Origin of the sequence: Dialister sp. i34-0019-2H8 (genome assembly GCF_042846925.1) — a bacterium.
In the GTDB taxonomy this organism is placed as follows: domain Bacteria; phylum Bacillota; class Negativicutes; order Veillonellales; family Dialisteraceae; genus Dialister.
The window spans coordinates 2,272,661-2,289,171 of record NZ_BAABYQ010000001.1; the positions used below are offsets into that span (position 1 = coordinate 2,272,661).

Genomic DNA, 16,511 nt, shown 5'->3' on the forward strand with positions numbered 1-16,511 from the left:
CCTAATCCATAGCTGCTCATCCCTGCTTTCAAACTTAGGAAACACTGATTAAATCGTTATCGGATTTCATTCTTGGATTTTTATACAGAGCGAGGAGACAGAGGGCGCGAATAGCGAGCTATTTAAGGAGGATGTCGACGACGCTATGTATAAAAATCCATATGAAATCTGATTCTGTGATTTAATCAGCGTTTCCTTAGCCCATGTCCTGTTACCGCCCAAAGAATAGGAACGCCAGTGCGAGCACTATGACCACCACGATCCCCCAGCGGCGATCCCCTTTTTCCATCTTCACGTGAGGGATCTCCGATATGTGGCGCGGTATTTCCAGTCTGTCCTTTTTGGATATCCCCTCTTTCCCGCGGGGGAGCTTCTCTCCGCAGGAAAGGCGCGCCTGATCTTCCCTGATCTCCTTTGCAAAGGCCGGCACGAAGGCAAAGAGCTCTTCCAAGAGGGAGAACCAGCGCTCGCCCGTCTCCCGTCCGAGGCGCTCCGACAGATCGATCGCGCGATTTCGAATGCTGGAAAAGACGGGGCGGAGTACCCAGCAGCCGCTCATCGCATAGAGCGGCATCGACAAAGACAGGTAGCGGCGACTCTTCTCTGCAAGGAGCGATCGTCCCTGCTGCGGATGTTTTTGGCTGATCATGAGCGCGTAGGCGATATCATTTTCCAGCTGCGCGCGTTCCTTTTCCACATCTCTTTCATAGGCAGAAAGAAGCTGGGTGCAGAGCATTCCTCGCCGTCCCTGTTTCACCAAGGCGATGAGCAGGCGTCTGCGCTCTTCTTCAGGCAGACGGCGGGAAGCAGCGACGGCACCGCTTCCGATCTCCAGGATCAGCGCCTGCTGGTATCCTTCGATCACCCATGGTTCTTTGAAGGCAGGAAATCCGGCGATCCGGCGGTCCTTCTGGATGTCCTCCAGCGCCTCCAGCGGGGACAGCGCGAGGAAATCTTCTTCTGCCGCAAGCAACACCTCCAGCCTGAGCGTATCCTCTGAAAGCGTATTCAAAAAACGGAGCAGGCGAAGGCGCGGCGAAAGAGCGCAGTCACATTCGCCGCTTTCTGCGAGAAGAAAGGCATCCCTTCGGGAAAGCCCCGACGGCCAGAAATATTCTGCTTCGCTGCGATTCTCCATCCTGAGAAGCCAGTGCGCCGCCTCGCTAGCCGCACCTTCCGCCTCGAGGGGAAGCAGCTTTCGCTGGTGAGAGAGCGCGGCATTGATCGCCGCTGCCCCGTCCGTGCTATGAACGGAGAGCAGGTAGAAGGGATTTTCTTTGAAAAGCACGAGTGGATACTCCTTAAAAACATGGGAATTAGGGATTAGGGGACAAAGTGATTAGTGACTGGTGACTAGGGATGAGAAGTCTCAAGTGACTGGTGACTGGAATGCCCGCTCATGGCATCACCATTATTTATACTTCGCGGCGCATTTCGTCATCCTGAGCGGAGTGAAATGTCGGATGTTCGATCATGTAAAGGCAAAGCAGTGAGAACTGAGTCGAAGGATCTGGTGCCGCACCACCATTTCTAATTCCTCATTCCTAATTTCTCATTCAAGCAAAGCTTTCATCCGTAATCAAGGGCGCCCCGCCCACGGGCTAACCCTGAACCCCTTTCCTCTCATTATACACTTCTTCATAAAAAGCAAGCCACATTTTCTTGATACTCCCTCATAAAAAGGATTTATACTGCCTCTCATAAATTTCTCATACAGCAGCAAATCCGCTGTTTTCTCACTTTTTGGCGGTTTCTCTCACTTTCTTGCCAAAGAGATCTTGGCTTCGAAAATATTTTCCCTATTCCCTTTTCTCCCGATTTGTTGTATTATAGTTCCGGCACAAGATATTGTGCTTATATTTTTGTTAATTTCATACATTTTGTATTTACTATAAAGCCGATAAAACCTAAGAAAATCGTCGGATTACCAGCGGGAGAGTGCATCAGCTATGGAAAATCGAGAAGAAATGACGGGAATCACAGTCAAAACAAACGTAATAAAGAGAAATGGGCAGGAAGTTGCTTTTGATATTTCAAAAATCGTGAATGCCATCCGCAAAGCCAATAAGGAAGTCGAAGGCATCCATCAGATGAGCAGCTTTCAGATCCAGGCCGTCGCCGACAACATCGCCAAGAAGATCTCGGCGTATTCGCATGCCTGCAATGTAGAAGACATTCAGGACATGGTCGAGACGGGCATCATGGAAATGCGTGGCTACGAGGTGGCGCAGAAGTACGTCCGCTACCGCTACAAACGCGAGATCTCCAGAAAGAGCAATACCACCGATGACGGGATTCTCTCCCTCATCGACCTCAACAATGAAGAGGTGAAGCAGGAAAACTCGAACAAGAACCCCGTCATCAATTCCACGCAGCGTGACTACATGGCCGGCGAGGTATCGAAAGACCTCACCCGCCGCCTGCTGCTCCCCGAGGAGATCGTGAAAGCGCACGAGCAGGGCATCATCCATTTCCACGACGCTGACTATTTCGCCCAGCGCGAGCACAACTGTGACCTCATCAATCTGGAAGACATGCTGCAGAATGGTACCGTCATCAGCCAGACCATGATCGAAAAGCCGCACTCCTTCTTCACCGCGTGCAATGTCACGACGCAGATCGTCGCGCAGGTCGCTTCGAACCAGTACGGCGGACAGTCCTTCACGCTCGCGCACCTCGCTCCCTTCGTAGACATCAGCCGCCAGAAGATCAGAAAAGAAGTCCTCGCAGAGCGCAGGGAAACCGGCGAATCGATGGATGAAGACATCATCTCCAAGATCGTGGAACGCCGCCTGAAGGAAGAGATCAAGTCCGGCATCCAGACCATCCAGTACCAGCTCATCACCCTCATGACCTGCAACGGGCAGGCGCCTTTCGTCACCATGTTCATGTACCTCGATGAAGTCGCAGACGGTCAGACGAGAAAGGACCTTGCCCTCATCATCGAAGAAGTCCTCCGTCAGCGCATGCAGGGCGTCAAGAATGAAAAGGGCGTATGGATCACCCCCGCCTTCCCGAAGCTCATCTACGTCCTCGATGAAGACAATATCCATGAGGATACCCCCTACTACTACCTCACCAAGCTCGCTGCGGAATGTACCGCCAAGCGCATGGTGCCAGACTACATTTCCGCCAAGATCATGCGACAGATGAAAAATGGCGATGTCTACCCATGCATGGGCTGCCGCAGCTTCCTCACCCCGGATACCGAAGGTCTTGGCAAGGATGGCAAGCACAAATACTACGGCCGCTTCAATCAGGGCGTCGTCACCATCAATCTCGTCGACGTCGCCTGCTCCTCCGGCGGTGACATGGACCGCTTCTGGAAGATCCTGGAAGACCGCCTCGAGCTCTGCCACCGCGCCCTCCGCTGCCGCCACGAGAGGCTCCTTGGCACCGTCTCTGACGTCGCGCCGATCCTATGGCAGTACGGCGCACTCGCGCGCCTCAAGAAGGGCGAGACCATCGACAAGCTCCTCTTCAATAACTACAGCACCATTTCCCTCGGCTATGCCGGCCTGTATGAAATGTGCGTCCGCATGCTCGGTGTCTCCCACACCACGGAAGAGGGCCGGAAATTCTCCCTGTCCGTCATGCAGAAGCTGAATGACAAATGCAGCGAATGGAGAGCAAAGGAAAACATCTCCTACTCCGTCTACGGCACCCCGATGGAATCCACCACCTACAAATTCGCCAAATGCCTCCAGAAGCGCTTCGGGCTCATCAAAGGCGTCACAGATAAGAACTACATCACCAACAGCTACCACGTCCACGTCGCGGAAAATATCGACGCCTTCCACAAGCTGAAATTTGAATCCGATTTCCAGAAGCTCTCCCCGGGCGGCGCGATCTCCTACATCGAAGTCCCGAACATGCAGACGAATATCCCTGCCGTTCTCACCGTCATGAAGTACATCTATGAAAATATCATGTACGCAGAGCTGAATACCAAGAGCGACTACTGCATGGTTTGCGGCTATGATGGAGAGATCAAGATCGTCGAAGACGAAAACGGCAAGCTCGTCTGGGAATGCCCGAACTGCGGCAATCGCGACCAGCACAAAATGAGCGTCGCCAGAAGGACCTGCGGCTACATCGGCACCCAGTTCTGGAATCAGGGCCGTACCCAGGAGATCAAAGACCGCGTACTGCATCTGTGATCCCACCGCAGCTCCATAAGCAAAGACGGCTCCTGCCGTCTTTTTGCTTGGCAGGAGCCTTGGGGGCATCAGATTCCCCGCATCGTCATTTCAAGCGAAGCGAGACATCTTTGTCGTTTGCGGTCAAGGACTCACGCATTCCCCGCATGTGCTGCGCCTCTCCGCTTTCCTCATACATACTCGCGGAAAAGCCGCCACGAGAGCCTTGAGCCCTAGTTACCAGTCAACACACTCCACTTGTCTCCCTCCTTCCTTTGGAAGGAGGTGCCCCGAAGGGGCGGAGATTGGCTCTCGAAGCGGTATTTTCACATACGGGGATGCCAACCCCGCCTCGCTTCGCTCGTCTGCCCCTTCCAGAGGAAGGGGCGAGAATGATTCTTAATCGGACATCGCCCCGTTTCGTCATCCTGAGCGGCTAGAAACGTCGTATGTGAGATAACGAATGCCAGAACAGCTGCGACCTGAGTCGAAGGATCTCGGCGAAGCCGCCACCTCAACCCTGAACCTTGAAGTTTGAAAGCAGGTATAAGTGGCTAGAGATTAGGAGTCTCAAGTGACTGGTGACTAGTGACTAGTGACTGGCATGCCAGCTCATGGCATCGCCTCATATATACTTCGCGGCGCTTCCATATTTTTATGCGCCGCACTACCATTTCGCATTTCTCATTTCTAATTTCTCATCCATCGAGGCTTTCATCCCCAATCAAGGGGGCGGCACGTCCACGAGGCTAACCCTAAACCCCGAACCCATTTTATCCATAAGGAACATCTCACTATCATGAATTACTCCAACATCAAAGAATACGATATCGCAAATGGTCCCGGCATCCGCTACACGCTCTTTGTCTCCGGATGCACGCACCACTGCAAGGGCTGCTTCAACCCTGAAACGTGGGACTTCGCCCACGGCAAGCCCTTCACAAAAGACATCGAAGACCATATCTTAGAAGAAGTCGGACAGGAATACTATGAAGGCCTCACCCTTTTGGGCGGCGAACCCATGGAACCCTCCAATCAGAAAGGCCTTCTCTCCCTCGTCACACGCTTCAAGGAGCGCTACCCGCAGAAAACCATCTGGTGCTTCTCCGGCTACCTCTTCGACCGTGATCTTCTCGGCCGCTTTGCCAAAATCATGCCGGAAACGATGGAGCTCTTAAAGCGCATCGATGTCCTTGTCGACGGTGAATTCATGCTCGACAAGAAGGACGTCACCCTCCTCTTCAAAGGCTCTTCCAACCAGCGCACCATTGACGTGCCAAAAAGCCTCTCCGCCGGAAAAATCATTGCCTGGGATCCCAGAGATACCAGCATGTCTCCGAATTCGAAGATCTAGATTGCCGGTGACTAGGGACTAGGGACTGGTGACTGGTGACTGGTGACTAAATGCTACCTTGGGCATCGCCTCATATATGCTCGCGGCGAAGCCGCCACCTTCATTCCTCATTCCTAATTCCCCATTCCTCATTCGTACGAGGCTTTCATCCCCAATCAAGGGGCAGTACACCCCGAACCCTGAACCCTGAACCACAAAACCCCGCCATCCTTTCTGATATGATCCCCCTAAAGCAGACAAGGTAAATAACCAAACTGCTTTAGGGGGATTTTTTTAATGGCCAAAAGGAAACATTCAGCAGATTGGATGCTTGCCAGAGTGAGAGAATATCTTTCCGGCAAAGGATCTTACCGACAAATCGCCAGAGCGAATGGGATATCCGAGCGGAGTCTTCGTGGCTGGGTAAGGAAATACGAGAAACAGGGCGAGGCCTCTTTCATGGATAGAGCTGGGAACGCAAGCTACAGCAAGGAATTCAAGGCAAGCTGCGTCCTTGCCGTGCTACGTGGCGAGGGCAGCATTGACAACATCGTAGCAAAATACAACATTTCAAGCCGTTCCGTTCTCCGGCACTGGATGAAGCAGTATAATGACCATATAGAACTTAAGGACTACGATCCAAAACGGGAGGTCTATATGGCAGGAGCAAGAAAGAAAACATCGCTTTCGGAGCGCAAGGAGATTGTGGAGTATTGTCTATCGCATGGCAAGAACTACAAGGACACCGCTGCGCACTATGACGTTTCCTACAGTCAGGTATACGATTGGGTGAGGAAATACGTCGCTGACGGGGAAGCTGGCCTTACCGACCGGCGCGGACATCATAAAACCGACGAAGAAGTTGACGAGATGGAACGTCTCCGGCGTGAGAACCGGCGCTTGAAACGGCAGCTTGAGGAACAGGAGAGGTTGGTCTATTTCTTAAAAAAATTGAAAGCCCTGGAAGGGAGGTGAAACTTGGCAGGCTGCGCCATGCCATAACCTATGAAGCAATCCAGCAGTGCCACGCAGAAAAGGGCTGGGGCATTTGCTGGCTGTGTGGTCAGGTAGGTATTACGAGAGCATCCTATTATCAATGGCTGAAGCGAGATGTCCCAAAAGCGGAAAAAGAAAACGAGATCATCGCCCAACTGATCCAAGAGTATGATGAACGATTCCACCACATCCTGGGCTATCGGCGCATGACTGATTGGATCAATCGCCTGAACCACACGCATTACAGCAGGAACCGCATTCATCGACTCATGAAGGAGCTCAATATCCATTCCGTGATCCGGTGCAAGAAGGCAAAATACAGAAGGACCACACCAGAAGCCACATCAGAGAACATCCTTCACAGGGGTTTTCAGGCAGAACGACCGAACCAGAAGTGGGCAACGGACGTGACAGAATTCAAATGGTACGAAGGATCAGTCGTCAAAAAGCTCTATTTGAGCGCCATCCTCGATCTCTATGACCGGTCGATTGTCGCCTACGTCATAAGCGGACGCAATGACAATAAGCTGGTGTTTGACACATTTGAGCAGGCGATTCGCAAAAATCCGGAAGCACACCCGTTGTTCCACAGTGACCGGGGGTTCCAGTATACCAGTAAAGCATTCCAGTTCAAGCTCTCGAAGCAGGGGATGGAGCAATCCATGTCCCGTGTTGGGCATTGCATCGACAATTGCCCAGTGGAAGGTTTCTGGGGAATTGTGAAGACAGAGATGTATTCCCTGAATAAGTTCAGCAGCGGCGGCGAGCTGCGTTCGGCCATCGACCAATACGTCCATTTTTACAATTACGAACGTTTTCAGGAACGATTTGGAGTAAGGACGCCAATGGAAGTTCGCATGGCAGCTCTGCACGCGAAGAACCCGGAACAGTTCCCGATTGCCGAGAACAAACGGATTCAGAAATACAAAGCAAAATTCGCGGCATAACAAAATGCCGCAAATCCCATGCTGATACTAAAACACCAACATGGAACTTACGGCTATAATTTTTTAGATATTTGCCATGTCTACCTTGACAGGGGCTGATCATTCGGATAGCGGGGTTTTCATTTGCTTTCTCTAGTCCAGAGCCGGAGCTTCTCCGTCCGGATCCTTTTTCTTGAAGATCGTGCGATAGCCTTCTACCGCAAGCTCCAATGCAAGGACGATAAGGAAGGAACCGATAATGGCCTGTGCATACGGGCCCCAGTCCGCGCCGCCCTTCATGATGATGAGGATCTGATTTCTTACGATCAGAGCCAGCGAGCAAATGGTGACGACCATCATGAAAGACATCGGGAAGAGGAACATCCTATTGTTCTTGCCTGCATTGCCGAGCCATGCTGCGACAGCCAGGAGGCCGATGCCGGCCAGCAGCTGGTTCGCTGCACCAAAGAGCCCCCAGATCTTCATGAAGCCGTTCATACCGAGCATGACACCGAGGAATACCGTGAGAACGGTCGCAAAGTATGGATTGACCATCATTTTCTTGAAGCCGTTCTTGATATCTTTCGGTGTTTCACCCGGTTCGAGCCAGAATTCCTGGAACATGAAACGAGCCAGACGTGTCGCGGTATCCAGAGAGGTCAGGCAGAATGCGGAGTACGTCAAGACGAGCAGGGTGTACATGGAGTTCTCCATGCTTTCGAGTCCCGGGATCGCACCGATCATCGCAGCAATGCCGCCGGCGAAGATATCGGTCGCACCTTTCACATGACCCGTTTCTCTCGCATAAGCGATGGCACAGAGGGTGATGATCGCAAGTACGCATTCCAGCAGCATGCCGCCGTAAGCGATCGGCTTTGCATCCGATTCCTTATCCAGCTGCTTAGACGTCGTGCCGGAGGATACGAGAGAGTGGAAGCCCGAGATCGCGCCGCAGGCTACGGTCGTGAAGAGGATCGGGAACATGTACTGTATGCCATTGCCATTGTCTACCGCAAAGCCGGTGTAAGCCGGGAAAAGATCCGGCTTGATATCCGGATGTGCGCCTACGATGCCTACGACAGCGACAGCCAGCATCGCATAGAGCAGGAAGGAAGACAGGTAGTCACGCGGCTGGAGCAGGATCCAGACCGGAGTGACGGAGGCGATGGTGATGTAGAGACCGATGAGCCACATCCATGTGGTAGTGGAGAAATACAGCGGATGCCAGTTCATGCCGACCGCCATGCAGACTACGATCGCAGCGACGCCCAGGATGGTGGAGGTCACCATGGAGGTGTGACGGCGATATACAGCAAATCCGAATACGATAGCAACAAGGATGAAGAGGAGCGATACCATCGCGACCGAAGCCTGTGTCGCACTCTTGGCTTCATTTAAGACGCCGTTTTCATAGGTCGCCCCGAAGGTAGACGCTACGATCGCAGCGAAAGCTGCTACGACGAGGATCAACGTCAGATACGAGAAAATAATGAAGAGCTGCTTGGCTCTCTTGGACATATTCGCAGAAATGATCTCCCCGATGGACTGCCCTTTGTGACGGACAGAAGCGAAGAGCGCCCCGAAGTCATGGACACCACCGAAGAAGATACCGCCGATCAGCACCCACAGGGTAACCGGCAGCCAGCCAAACATAGCGGCCCCGATCGGTCCGGTGATCGGGCCTGCGCCAGCGATGGAAGAGAAATGATGCCCCATCAGCACCGGTGCCTTTGCCGGCACATAGTCGATGCCATCATTCATGGTATGCGCCGGTGTCGGGATATCCCCCTCACCTACGCCCCATTGCTTGACCAGCCAGCGCCCATAAAATACATAACCACAAAACAAAATCACTAAACAGACAGCCAATAATACCAGTGTATTCATAATCCTTCTCCTTTCTCCTTGACTTCCTTGTCTGCCCCTCACAGCAAACCGCTGCTTGTTGTTGGTCGTTTGAAATTCTTTGAACCTTTTCTCACGCTTCCATCCGCACAGATCCTTCGAAGAGCTTCTTCAGGCCCTTTTCCATGCAGCGTCCTGCCTTATTGAAATAGAACCGATCGTCACGAAGTGCCAGACATCCCGCATGGTACTCCATCCATCCGTGGAAGGAGAAGCGGAAGGTCTTGTAATACTTGCACTTTTCCAAGGCGATCCTGGCTTCCTCATCGACCGTGTCGCACAGAAAAACCGGTGAGATATACGTATACATATGGCCCGATCCAATGTGTGCCATATCCATCCCCGCCTGATACGCGTAGTCCCTGCAGGCATCAAAGACTTTTTTGGATAGATGAGGAACGGAAAAGACGAAGACGAACTCTTCCTGATGCGTCGACCATAGCTCATTCGAATGGAGAATGAAATATCTCTCTGCTCTTTCGTAATATTCACATACCGCAGACAGAGACGCCCCCTCGGGCAGGAAGGGCGCCGTCAGCTCCTTCGCCTCCCGGAGCCCTTCCCCCGGCGCTTCTCTCACGCCGTCAAAACGCGTGATCGTATAATACCTGCGGTACGCCGCGAGCAGACGCTCCACCGCATCCTTCCTAGCCCTCATTGGCCTCCCCCCTCTGAACTTTTCATAACAAAATCTTCTAGAATTATAACAAATCCGAAATTGAGTTTCTCTCATTATACATTGCCTTTCTCGAATAACATAATAAAAGATACTTATAACGGGTATGAAGAATTATTGTATATCAAAAAGACGTATATCTCTTACATGTGTACTCTATTTTGCTAAAAGAGTAAAATATTAGAGGTTCAGGGTTCAGGGGTGGTGCAGCGCATTTCGTCATCCTGAGCGGAGAAAAACATCGTATGTTAAAAAATGGCTTATCTAAAAATATGAGAACTGAGTCGAAGGATCTAAGCGCCGCAGAATTTTGATGACGCTTCGCGTCGTCGTCATCTCGAGCGTAGCCGAGAGATCTCTACTGCAGTACGTGAATCAGCATGTATGCGCCATTTCATCAACGACGTTTTTGTTCTGCGTCTTTCTGCTATCTCGCACTGACTTCTTACCGGGGTGCAAGAAAGATCGAGGGCTTCGCTCGGGCTGACGATACATGGGAAGCGGTACTAATCTCAAAACCAATTCCCAATCCCTGCTTTCAAACTTCAGGTTGCCGGGTTCAAGGTTGTGGCGCGGTGCATTTCGTCATCCTGAGCGGAGAAAAGCGTCGTATGTTAGAAAATGGCTAATATAGAATATGAGAACTGAGTCGAAGGATCTAAGCACCGCAGAGTATAGATGGTGGCGATTCCATGAGCTGCCATTTCAGTCACCAGACACTCCCAATCCCTAATCCCCAATCCCTAGCCACTCATTCCTGCTTTCAAACTTCAAGGTTAGCCCATTGAACCGCTTTGCCCCACATGCTATAATGAGTACATCAAGCATATACATTTTTATCGATATAGTCATATACAAGGAGGATTCCCATGATCACTGAAATCCATACAGAAGAAGCATTCCAGAAAGAGATCGCCACCCGCGAGGGCCTCTCCCTCATCGACTTCTGGGCCACCTGGTGCGGCCCCTGCCGTATGATGGCTCCCGTCATGGAGGCTGCGGATGCAGAGCTGGGCTCTGCCATCCACTTCACCAAGATTGATGTAGACGAGCTCCCTGATATCGCCGCCGACTTCGACATCATGTCAATCCCGACCATCGTCATCCTGGAGAACGGAGAGGAGATCACCCGTCTCACCGGTGCCATGTCTGCGGAAGAATTTATCAGCCAGCTAAAGAGCATCGCAGGATAGCCCAAAGAGGCTCTGCAGCATGTACTTCATGCCGCAGAGCCTCTTTTTTGCTCTTATACAAGGCAATAAAAAGCCCGATCGATGGGGAGATCGACCGGGCTTTTATAGGAGAGAGGGTATTGTTATCAAGAAATAAAATGAATCTATAGGGTGATGCGCCACCTCCTTTATCATAAGGTATGGTATGACAGGGCTTTCGGGGGGAATGGAAGACCTGCCAAATGGAATCTGTTTTCTAAGTTGACTTCCGGTCAACTTATGTATGTATTATACCATGAAAACGATGGATTGCAAGGGACTTTATCATTATATTTTCATAAATTGCTAAGCGTATTTTTTTTATAAAATCTTAATTTTTTCGACCTTGAGTCAATAGGGTATTTGGCTGGATTCTTCGCGAGCGGGATCCCCTCATTCCCCTTGACATCCGTGGTATAATAAATCTTAATATTTCACTTTTGGTGAAAGGAGAGCTCTATGATCATCACCATCGCACGCGAGAGCGGCAGCGGCGGCTACACCGTCGGAAAGCTCCTCTCTGACTACTATCACATCCCCGTCCACGATCAGGACAGTCTCGCCCGCCTTGCCAAAGAAAAAGGCATGTATGATGAAATGCCGGATTTCTTCCAGGAATCCCCCGTGAACTCTATCGTTTACGCACTCTCCATAGATTTCAGAAATAAGAAATTCACTGAACCGGAGCGCGATCGCTTGGAACACCTGCTGCCGGAGAAGGACTTCATCCTCGTCGGTCGCTGCGGAAATTACATTTTCAGAAATCATACGGGCTGCATCTCCGTTTTCATTCACGGTGACATCGACCACCGCATCCGCTACAAAGCGGATATGCTTGGCATCAGCCCCAAAGAGGCAGAGGAGATCATCCACACCAATGATGAGAATCGCCTCGCCTATCACCGCTACTACACCGGAGAGACATGGGGTGCTGCCAAAAACTATGACCTCTCCATCAATACCTCCCGCATCGGCCACGCTTTCGCTGCCGAACTGATCGAAAAATATGTGGAGAAATTGGGATTTCATACGTAGTGCCTAGGGATTAGGGATTAGGAGTGACTAGTGGCTGGTGACTAGTAACTGGGAGACGTCAGCCCCTCATATCGTCATTTCGAGCGAAGCGAGAAATCTTTGTCATTCGCGGTCAGATGGTCAATGTTTAGAACTCCCAAACGGGAAACCTGCTCCCCGCAGACTTTCGGGCATCGCCGCCATCTATACTCCGCGGCGCATTTCGTCATCCTGAGCGGAGTGACATGTCGGATGTTCGAAAATGTAAAGGCGGAACAGTGAAAACTGAGTCGAAGGATCTAGCGCCGTACCACCATTTCTCATTTCTCATTCACACGAGGCTTTCAAATTGATTCAAAGGACGGTACGCCTCACTGGCTAACCCTCCCTCCAATAACAACAATAACGAAAGGACCTTCTATGCCTTATTTATTTCAATTCGGAATGATCTTAGCCATTTCCTTTGTGGGAGAACTTCTCCATGCGCTGCTGCCACTTCCTGTACCGGCCAGCATTTACGGGATACTGATCCTGTTTGCCCTCTTATACTTCAAGGTCATCCGTATCCCGCAGATCCGGCAGGCCTCCATGTTCCTCATCGAGATCATGCCCATCCTCTTCCTTCCGGCCGCCGTCGGCCTCATGGACTCGTGGCACCTGATCTCCTCTACCCTTCTGCAGTACATCGTGATCACCATCCTTGCCATGGTCATCGTCATGGCAGCCGGCGGCCTTTTCACGCAGTTTATCATGAAGAAGGTCACAAGGAAGGAGACCTGCCATGAATGATTTCCTGACACACTCCGCCTACATCTCAGTCTTCATCAGCCTCATCGCCTTTTATCTCGGCTCGAAACTCTTTTTGAAATTTCATTTTCCCTTGTTCAATCCGCTTCTGACCGCGGTCCTCTTGGTCATCGGCTTCCTCAAGGTGACCGGCATGGATTACAAGGACTATAACGAAGGCGCCTCCTACATCAATTACCTGCTGACGCCCTCCACCATCTGTCTCGCCGTGCCGCTCTATGAACAGATCAAGCTTTTGAAGAAAAACTATAAGGCCATCTTCCTCGGTATCCTTTCCGGCGTCGTGACAGGGCTCTTTGCCGTCTACGTCCTCTGCCTGGCCTTCGGCTTTGACCACGCTTCCTACGTGACGCTGCTTCCAAAGTCCATCACCACGGCCATCGGCATGGGACTTTCCGAAGAGCTCGGAGGCTATGTCTCCATCACCGTCGCCGCCATCATCGCGACCGGGATCCTCGGAAATATCATCGGCGAATCCGTCTGCCGTCTCTTCCATATCACCGACCCCATCGCCCGCGGCATCGCTCTTGGCACTGCGGCACACGCGATGGGTACGACCAAAGCCATGGAGCTTGGCCCCATCGAGGGTGCCATGTCCTCTCTCTCCATCGTAGTCGCCGGTGTTTTCACTGTCGTCTTCGCCTCCTTCTTTGCCGTGCTGATTTAGCCTTTCCAGGGATTAGGGATTGCTAGCTAGGCCTTAGGAATAGTTAGCAGTTAGCAGTTGGCGAAGCAATAACCAGCAACAAGTTTCCTGCATCCAACAAACCTGAGAAGCTTGAAAACTTCAAACCTATCCACCAAAAAACGACGCATAATGCGCCGTTTTTTATTGTCGCTATAGCGGGAAATGGATATCTGATTTCCCTACCGTTTTTTATATTTTCCTATCTACTAAGGAAGCACGCCCTGTAACCCACGCCGCGATAAAAAATGATACTACGCTAAAACCTGCCATCTTCCCTAGTATATCCCAAGATAAGGACGCAAATAATACCGTTCGCATCGCCTCTAATTGGTAGGTAAGTGGATTTAGCATGGATAGTTGTTGAATATATACGGGAGCATCGTTATAGGAATAAAAGGAAGGGGCACTAAAAGATAATAAAAGCATCAGAAAATTAACACCCATTTGCCAGGAAGTCTTTTGGCCCAAATAAAATGCCAACGCTGTGCCTAAACAAATCCAAAATACCAACGCAACCAAGCCAACAATTGTCAATAATAAAAATATCCAAGCACTTATAAAAATCTGACATATCGCCATGAGTATATAAAAACATACCATCTGAAGCAAATACCCCCAGATAGACGAGACGCCCATAGCCATAATATAGAGCATCGGATGCAACCCGGCATCCATTTTCAAAGCAAATAATCCGTTCTTTCTATCAGAAGAAATACGATACATGGTCTTTCCCATCTGGCCAATTAGATTCATCGCCATAAGCCCCACCAAGGCATAGGCTTCATAATTGACAGAATGCCCATCAAATCGTACGGTACCTAACATTGGAGATAAAGCATTAATAATGAAGAAAAAGTATAAAAGGGGTGTCAGCATATTCGCCAGAAGAAACCATTTCTGTTTTAGCACCATTCTCTGACTTTCCATTTTTATAATGGTCCATGTACCTATATAATTACAAGTACTTCTATGGCGAAATTCGATTGGTGCCATAGGTCATTCTCCTTTCCCCGCAATCAACGCCGCATGAGATACCACCCATGTGGCCAAAGCAATAGATACCACACTAAACACACATACCAAAAAGAAAGAAGGCTTAGACAAAGTATCAAAAGCCACTTCTCGTAACACTTCCAACTGATATGTCAATGGATTACATATCGCAATATATCTGATAAAAGCAGGCGCTTCTTTCCACACATAAAACGCCGGGGCGCTAAAGGATAAGGGTGTCACTACAAAGGAAACCACTGCATCTCGTGTAGCAAAACTGTCAATCTTCATTGTCACCATAGCGGCTAATCCAGCCCAAAAGAAAAATGCAATCAGTCCAATGGCCCATAAATGAATAAAATTTCCCAAACTCACATGTAAATGAAAGAGAAGAATCAATAGATAAAAGACTATCCCCTGTACTGCATATCCCATAATGGAACTGATACTCATGATACCAATATAGATGACAGGAGAAATTCCACCTATCATCTTCAACGCATAAAATCCATACTGCCGATCCACTGCCATGCGATAAATAACACGAACCATCTGTTGCATCATGTTCATGGCTAGTAGACCAACCAACACATAATCGGGATAAGAAATCAATTGTCCTTGAAAGGAAATACTACCTACTGTATTCGCTAAAGGCAATGCAATAAACAGGAAATACATAAAAGGCATGATAATTTCCGAAAAGAGCATAAACCGCGTATCCCAAAAGGCGCGAGCTTCCACTCGAATCAAAGCCCAGACAGCCACCCAATTATATCTAGCATATCTACGAAATGATGCCGGTTGCATTTTCTATACACCTTTCTTCTGGTTTACAAAAAAGTCACGTAACCCACTTTCCTCCATCACACCAATGGATTGAATCACACAATGGGCAGACAATTCCAGCAAGGCTTCTGAAAGGGTATGCCCCTCTGCCAAAGCAATCACAAAGGTGCATGGTTCTTCACTCTCATCAGGCAAAAAGGTAAAAGCACGATAAGATACTGTCATATCGGGCATATCCTTAGCAGCCTTGACGGTGCCACGATATAAAGCAACTCGATGATGGGTTTGTAAAAACTCTTGTAGGCCACCCCAATATCGTACATTTCCTTTTTCGATATATAATAGCTTGTTGCAATATTTTTCTAGCAAATATAAGTCATGAGAGGATACAATAATGGTTTTTCCTTTTTTATGTTCTTCCCATAGATAGGCAAAAAAATTTTCCGCAATATCGGGGTCTAATCCAGCCGTTGGCTCATCCAATATATATAAATCCGGTTCATGCACAATAGCGCGACCAATTTGTACTCTCTGCTGTTGTCCACCAGAAAGTTCATCCACTCCTTTTTTCGCTTTTTCTGTCAAGGAAACTCGCTGCAGTGCTTTTTCAGTCAATACTTTAGCCCTGTTTCCTCCCATACCAGCTAAACTACATCCTAAATATACATTGTCCCATACATTCAAATACCAATCCATGACCATCTTTTGAGAAGAAAAACCAATGGAGGCCATAGGATTTCTCAAAGATATTTTTTCTTCATTAAAATCTATCGTCCCTTCCTTAGGAGACAAAAAGCCCATCAATGTATTCAAGAATGTACTCTTTCCTGCCCCATTCGATCCCATGAGTGCAATGAAATCGCCCTTTTGTATATCAAAAGTCACATCATGCAACGCACAGAAATCATCATAGTATACAGAAACGTGATTTATTAAAATCAAATATTTTTTATCCACTATTCCCCCCTCCTTGCTTTTTAATTTTTTATAAATTTTTCTCTATACATTGTATCATTTTTGTATTATCATGTACATAG

The 16,511-nt window shown here is 49.5% G+C and carries 14 protein-coding genes; 8 read left to right on the forward strand and 6 right to left on the reverse strand.

Annotated elements, in window-relative coordinates:
• Positions 1–211: 211 nt before the first annotated feature.
• Positions 212–1,288 carry a hypothetical protein gene (locus ACGG9R_RS09875; RefSeq protein ID WP_390154565.1) on the reverse strand — a complete coding sequence of 359 codons (1,077 nt, stop codon included), beginning with the start codon at positions 1,286–1,288 and terminating at the stop codon, positions 212–214.
• A gap of 661 nt (positions 1,289–1,949) precedes the next feature.
• Between ACGG9R_RS09875 and nrdD the strand changes: the two genes are divergently transcribed.
• The 4 genes from nrdD (at position 1,950) to ACGG9R_RS09895 (ending at position 7,415) form a co-directional block, all read left to right on the forward strand.
• Entirely contained in the window at positions 1,950–4,160 is a 2,211-nt protein-coding gene (gene nrdD, locus ACGG9R_RS09880; RefSeq protein ID WP_390154567.1) for an anaerobic ribonucleoside-triphosphate reductase, read from the forward strand.
• Positions 4,161–4,938: 778 nt separating this feature from the next.
• Positions 4,939–5,493, forward strand: a complete 555-nt coding sequence (gene nrdG, locus ACGG9R_RS09885) for an anaerobic ribonucleoside-triphosphate reductase activating protein (protein WP_390154570.1) — start codon at positions 4,939–4,941, stop codon at positions 5,491–5,493.
• 276 nt (positions 5,494–5,769) lie between these two features.
• Positions 5,770–6,447: a helix-turn-helix domain-containing protein gene (locus ACGG9R_RS09890; RefSeq protein ID WP_390151395.1), complete on the forward strand. Its 678-nt coding sequence runs from the start codon at positions 5,770–5,772 to the stop codon at positions 6,445–6,447.
• Entirely contained in the window at positions 6,444–7,415 is a 972-nt protein-coding gene (locus tag ACGG9R_RS09895) for an IS3 family transposase (RefSeq protein ID WP_390154573.1), read from the forward strand. The genes ACGG9R_RS09890 and ACGG9R_RS09895 overlap by 4 nt, the downstream gene beginning before the upstream one ends.
• Before the next feature lie 132 nt (positions 7,416–7,547).
• On the opposite strand, the gene ACGG9R_RS09900 is transcribed toward ACGG9R_RS09895, so the two are convergent.
• Entirely contained in the window at positions 7,548–9,281 is a 1,734-nt protein-coding gene (locus tag ACGG9R_RS09900) for a carbon starvation protein A (protein ID WP_390154576.1), read from the reverse strand.
• 91 nt (positions 9,282–9,372) lie between these two features.
• Positions 9,373–9,957 (reverse strand): hypothetical protein, encoded by a 585-nt coding sequence (locus ACGG9R_RS09905; protein ID WP_055236811.1) that lies wholly within the window; start codon positions 9,955–9,957, stop codon positions 9,373–9,375.
• An 887-nt stretch (positions 9,958–10,844) separates the two neighbouring features.
• On the opposite strand from ACGG9R_RS09905, the gene trxA reads away from it, so the two are divergent.
• From trxA to ACGG9R_RS09925, 4 genes are all read left to right on the forward strand, one after another.
• On the forward strand, positions 10,845–11,168 hold the full coding sequence (gene trxA / locus ACGG9R_RS09910; RefSeq protein ID WP_390154579.1) for a thioredoxin: 324 nt from the start codon (positions 10,845–10,847) through the stop codon (positions 11,166–11,168).
• A gap of 477 nt (positions 11,169–11,645) precedes the next feature.
• A complete protein-coding gene (locus tag ACGG9R_RS09915) occupies positions 11,646–12,221 on the forward strand; it encodes an AAA family ATPase (protein WP_390154582.1) in 576 nt (191 codons plus the stop codon).
• Between the two features lie 423 nt (positions 12,222–12,644).
• Positions 12,645–12,989 carry a CidA/LrgA family protein gene (locus ACGG9R_RS09920; protein ID WP_390154585.1) on the forward strand — a complete coding sequence of 115 codons (345 nt, stop codon included), beginning with the start codon at positions 12,645–12,647 and terminating at the stop codon, positions 12,987–12,989.
• Positions 12,982–13,674: an LrgB family protein gene (locus ACGG9R_RS09925; RefSeq protein WP_322350264.1), complete on the forward strand. Its 693-nt coding sequence runs from the start codon at positions 12,982–12,984 to the stop codon at positions 13,672–13,674. The genes ACGG9R_RS09920 and ACGG9R_RS09925 overlap by 8 nt, the downstream gene beginning before the upstream one ends.
• A gap of 210 nt (positions 13,675–13,884) precedes the next feature.
• Here the strand turns inward: ACGG9R_RS09925 and ACGG9R_RS09930 are convergent, their stop codons facing one another.
• From ACGG9R_RS09930 to ACGG9R_RS09940, 3 genes are read right to left on the reverse strand one after another with little or no spacing between them, the layout of a single operon-like run.
• Positions 13,885–14,688, reverse strand: a complete 804-nt coding sequence (locus tag ACGG9R_RS09930; RefSeq protein WP_390154588.1) for an ABC transporter permease — start codon at positions 14,686–14,688, stop codon at positions 13,885–13,887.
• 3 nt (positions 14,689–14,691) lie between these two features.
• Positions 14,692–15,495: an ABC transporter permease gene (locus tag ACGG9R_RS09935; RefSeq protein ID WP_390154591.1), complete on the reverse strand. Its 804-nt coding sequence runs from the start codon at positions 15,493–15,495 to the stop codon at positions 14,692–14,694.
• A 3-nt stretch (positions 15,496–15,498) separates the two neighbouring features.
• Positions 15,499–16,431, reverse strand: a complete 933-nt coding sequence (locus ACGG9R_RS09940; RefSeq protein ID WP_390154593.1) for a metal ABC transporter ATP-binding protein — start codon at positions 16,429–16,431, stop codon at positions 15,499–15,501.
• Positions 16,432–16,511 lie beyond the last annotated feature (80 nt).